3 protein-coding genes are annotated in these 4348 nt (G+C 59.6%); all 3 read right to left on the bottom strand.

Translation table 11 applies throughout. The annotated features are described in order from the left end of the window. Positions 1-491, bottom strand: a 491-nt coding sequence (locus WBP53_RS06755) for a hypothetical protein (RefSeq protein WP_423927218.1), incomplete at its 3' end; no start/stop codon positions are given. After that, entirely contained in the window at positions 482-2362 is a 1881-nt protein-coding gene (locus tag WBP53_RS06750; protein ID WP_423927216.1) for a tetratricopeptide repeat protein, read from the bottom strand. The genes WBP53_RS06750 and WBP53_RS06755, both read right to left, overlap by 10 nt. Further along, a complete protein-coding gene (locus tag WBP53_RS06745; RefSeq protein ID WP_423927214.1) occupies positions 2359-4188 on the bottom strand; it encodes a tetratricopeptide repeat protein in 1830 nt (609 codons plus the stop codon). Before WBP53_RS06745 ends, WBP53_RS06750 begins: the two co-directional genes overlap by 4 nt. Between the last annotated feature and the right edge of the window lie 160 nt (positions 4189-4348).

Raw genomic sequence — 4348 nt, 5'->3', positions numbered from 1 at the left:
AAAAAACCGTTGGCCTTGTCCTCGCTGAGATTCTCGAACGGCAGTACGGCAATCGAGCGCAAATTGATCGAGGGAGCAGATTCGGGTTCGGATTCGATCGCCTTGAGGCTCGCGGCCATGTCCACGGCATCACGCGTGGGCGAAATGACGAACTTGTCGAGTACGTACCAGGCCAGCCCGAGTGAAAGCAGGACGGCGATCACGACATTCATGCGCTGCCCGGTTCGCGGCGCTATGGACTGACTCCTGTCCACTTCCTTGTCGCGCTTCAATCCTTCGGGGGTCAACTCGAATAACCAGGAAACTGTCAGCGCTGGAATGAAACCCAGGGCGAGCAGCAGGATGAGTGCCTTCAAGACCCACCCCGGCGTGTCATAGACCGGCAGCAAGGTTTCGGCAACTTGTATGATCAGCCACGCACCGACCAGGTATAACCCGCCCATGCGGATGACGTTGCGGCGTTTGAGTTCGGCAAGGAGGTTTATCGACACGTGAACGCCTCCGGTCCTTTTTCGGGTGCAGGTGCGCACAGATCGGGCCAGCCGTAGCGCTTCCAGTACTCCACCATGCCCATGCGTTGGGCAAAGCCCTGGAAGGACGGGTGCTGGCGTGCATGGCGCGACCAGTCTTCCTGTTGCCAGAGCCAGTCGAAGAAGGCATCGGTCAGGCCTGAACTGCCATTTTCGAAACTCCGGAACGCGCGATCGGGTTCGCCGAGCATGATCAGGAAGGTTGGCGTGTATTCATCGCCCGGATTGCGTTCAATAGCGGCCAGCGCCTGTTGCCTGGGCTCGCCTTCCTGATAGGCGCCTGCAAAAATGAGCTTGATGTCGGCATGCGGAATCTTCGTGCCCAACGCTGACATGCCCGAGGCGTACAACTCTGCCCCTGCAGCAACATCACCGCGCTTGGCCTTTTCGTAAGCGAGCACCAGGCGACTCAACGGATAACCCAGTGCCTCGGCGCGCCTTGTGTAGAGCACGGCATTCTCGTAGTCACCCATCGACCAAAGCACAATGCCCTTGTAGAACAAGAGTAGCGGGTTGTCAGGATCCCGCTCCAGGGCGCGATCAATTCGCTGGTCAGACTCGTGAAAACGTCCCATCGACGACAACTGGTTGCAGCGCCAGAAGTTGGCTGTAATGTCACCCGAATCGAGCGCAAGCGCACGCAGTGATGCTGCGTCCATATCCATGTATTTTCGGCGTGCCAGATTGTTGTATCCGGTGACCGCATAGGCTTCCGTGCTTTCCGGGTCGAGCTCAAGGGCTCTTGCTGCGGCCTGGTCCGAGGCTTGCCAGTTTTCCTGCCAGTCACCGCCCACGTATTGCACGACCACCGCATGAGCCACGGCCAATTTGGCCCACGCCCGGGCAAACGCAGGATCAAGCGTCGTTGCCTCATTCAGCAAGCGGATGGCACGTGGCAGGCTGTCACCCACTCGACGCGTTACCAGATCCTGGGCCTCGATGAACTTCGCATAGGCCTCGGGGTTGTCGGTGGCCTTGTCGACCAGACGACTTTCTGTTCCGCCCGCCAATGCAATCTTCAGTTCGCTGGCGATATCGCGTGCGCAGGAATCCTGCAAGTCGAACACATCGGTGAGCTTGCCATCGTACTGCTTGGACCATTGCTGCACGCCATCAGAGCTGCGAATCAAGGCCACGCTGATGCGCAGCCGGTCGCCCTGCTTGCGCACGGATCCGGTCAACAGATGGGCAACACCGAGTTCCCTGCCGACGGTTTGTGGCGGCACATTCTTGCCCTTGAACTGGAACGACGAACTTCGACCAAGTACGCGCAGATCCTTGATGCGGGTCAGGGCATTGAGTATTTCCTCGGCCATGCCATCGGAAAAAAATTCCTGTTCCGGATCACTGGAGAGATTGGCGAATGGCAACACCGCAATCGAGCTGGCGGTGGTGTCGGCAACCTCTGTCGTAGTGGGCGCTATCGTCGCTGGCAATGGCGCAACCGGATCGGCTGCGGTCGCCACGGCAGCAGGATTTGCGGCCGGTTTCGGCCAGAAACGATCGGCTGCAAAAGCCAGAAGTACAAGGACAAGGCCGATCGCGATCAATCGATCCATGCGCCGCCCGGTGGACGCGGACAACGAGGCAACCGGATTGACGTCGGCATCGCGCTTGAGCCCTTCAGGCGTCAACTCGAACAACCAGGAGAAAACCACGGCGGGAACAAAGCCCAGCGCCAGCAGCATGACCAGCGCCTTGAGCACCCATTCTGGCGTACCGAAGATCGGCAGCAGGGTCTCGGCGACCTGGATGAACAACCACGCGCCGACCAGATAGAGCCCGGCCATTCGGATCACGTTGCGGCGTTTGAGTTCGGCGAACAGGTTCATGGCTTGCCATCCCCTGCTCGCCACGCCAGCAGATTCTTGCGGTAGGCATCCATGTAGGCCTTCATGCGCGGATCGTTCCAGACTTCCAGCCATTGCGGATCTGTGCTGAGCTCTTCGGGCAACGTTGCGCCCTCAAGCGCATACACGATGGCAAACGTCGGGAACCAGTCCTGCAGGTCGATGGCTGCTCGCTGCGCAACAGTGGCGCGGGAGAAATCATGCAGCCCTGCATAGAGCCATGCAATCGTCGATTCGCTGCCGTAGGCTCCGAAATTGCCTTTCGCATTGAGCCTGCCAGCCAACGCCTTTACGACGCTCGTTGCCTGCTCGTCTTTCCCTTCTGCCGCGAGCAGGAGCGCCTCATTGGTTCCGCACACACTTGAATCATCCGGGTTCAGCTCGCAGGCCTTCTCATAGGCCACCCTGGCGCGCTCGATCTGCCCGCTGCCGAGATAGCCGACTGTCAGGCGGTCATAGCCATACTCATTCGCACCCAACGCAATGGCTTGCTCGGCAGCGATGATCGACTCCTCGTAGTGGCCCTGACTAATCAGAACATCGGCAAGATTCAATGGATGCACGAATGAGAACGGATCCAGGGCCATCGCCGTGCGCTTGCCCTGCTCTGCAGCGGCCAGGTCACCGACATAGTTCCGGAAGTCGCCTTCCATGTTGAGAATATCGATATTGCCCGGCGCCAGCGCCAAGGCGCGATTCAGATCCGCCCCGGCAGCAGCGGGGTCCCATCCGTAAAACGCCGCCATGCCGCGCACCATGTAGGCCTCGGCGTTGTCTGGATCAAGCTGCAGCGCCTTGTCAGCAATCCTTCTCGTCTCATCAAGCACCGCGCTGTTGGCAGGCGCCATGTTCCACACGGGTCGCAACTGGATCGCGAAGGCCTTGCCCGAGTAGGCGGGGCTGAAGTCGGGCTCGATTGCGATTGCGCGATCGAAGGCGGCGATGGCCTTGTCGAGATCACCGCGTCGATTGGCGAGAAAGTCGCGGCCGCGCAGATATTCCTCATGGGCCTTTGGATTGATGCTGCGAACCGTAGCTGCGCTATCGATCGCCAGCTCAATCTTGAGCCTCTCGGCGATCGCACTGGCGATTTCATCTTGCACCTTGAAGATATCCGATGCATCGCGGTCGTAGGTTTCCGACCACAGGTGGTAGCCCGTGCGGCTGTCGATCAACTGCGCGGTGATGCGCAGCGTGGTGCCCGACTTGCGCACACTGCCTTCGAGTACATGGGCAACCTTCAACTGGCGACCGATATTGCCGATATCCTCGTTCTTGCCCTTGAACTGGAATGCCGAGGTGCGTGCGGCGACTTTCAGATCGGACAGTTGCGCAAGCCGGTTCAACAGCTCCTCGGCGATGCCATCGGAGAAGTATTCCTGGTCCGGATCGGAACTCATGTTGACGAAGGGCAATACCGCGATGGACTTGTCGGGAGTCTCTATCACCGCCTCGGAATTCTTGGCCGCACGGGCCGCGACAGTATTGCCTGGTGCCGGATCGATCGATTCGACCTGCGCATAGCGCCACAACAAGCCCCCACCCACGGCCAGCACGGCGGCAAGTATCATCAACTCTGCGCCTGAAACCTTCTGCTCGCCACGCTCACCGTGATACCAGGCCAATACCAGGGTCACGACAAATCCGAGCGCGATCAGTGCGAATGAAACGCGGATGATGATGGATGGCCAGTCGTAGTTGTCAGCGGCCAGATCGAGCACCTGCAGCAAGGCCCAGGCACCTGCGAGATAGGCCACCGCCCATTGCACGAGCTTGCGTTGCTTCAGCCTGGCGAAAAAATCAGACACTGGTGTGCTGCTCCGAACGTGCTCGCGCTTTTTGGTGAAGTGCTGCGGCACCAATTTCTGGCAAGAGGTAGTAGCCGCGATGCCCTTGTCGCAACCTGCCGAAGGGCATCGCCCCTGACCGGCCTCCTGCAGGGCTGAAACGGGCCGACGCGTCAAACGG

The organism is Dokdonella sp., from assembly GCF_049593775.1.
In the GTDB taxonomy this organism is placed as follows: Bacteria; Pseudomonadota; Gammaproteobacteria; order Xanthomonadales; family Rhodanobacteraceae; genus Dokdonella.
The sequence above is the reverse complement of the archived record's forward strand: the minus strand, read 5'-3'. Positions and strand labels throughout refer to the sequence as shown.

What these genes read in the sequence shown, in the direction of transcription:
- WBP53_RS06750 (WP_423927216.1), bottom strand. Translation starts at nt 2,362, where the DNA reads ATGAACCTGTTCGCCGAACTCAAACGCCGCAACGTGATCCGAATGGCC.